The sequence below is a fragment of the Pseudomonas sp. HY13-MNA-CIBAN-0226 genome, assembly GCF_040310305.1.
Lineage (GTDB): Bacteria > Pseudomonadota > Gammaproteobacteria > Pseudomonadales > Pseudomonadaceae > Aquipseudomonas > Aquipseudomonas gregormendelii.
This window is the reverse complement of the sequence record NZ_JBEOPS010000309.1, coordinates 1-267: the sequence shown is the minus strand read 5'-3', so window position 1 is coordinate 267 and position 267 is coordinate 1. Positions and strand designations below refer to the sequence as shown.

The following is a 267-nucleotide window of genomic DNA, read 5'->3' as shown; positions in this document are numbered from 1 at the left end:
ATATTCACGACCGTAGTTGTTATACAGGTCAGCATTATCAAATGTACCTACAGAACTTAACACAGGATCTTCATCTGTTAGGTTGTTGATACCTAGTAGTAATTGGCCATAGTTACCAGCATCATAAACATAACTTAGATTGTGAATTAACCATGAATCCAAGTGACCAGTAGCATCATCTTCATAAGTAGACGATGTATAGTTCATGTTCCAAGATACTCTATGGTCGCCCATACTGTAATTAGTTGTAAATACAGACTTGTAGTC

1 protein-coding gene is annotated in these 267 nt (G+C 36.3%); it reads right to left on the bottom strand.

What is annotated here, in order from left to right; translation table 11 throughout:
- The coding region (locus AAEZ05_RS28880; protein WP_350650027.1) for a hypothetical protein at window positions 1–207 on the bottom strand (207 nt) is incomplete at its 3' end.
- Between the last annotated feature and the right edge of the window lie 60 nt (window positions 208–267).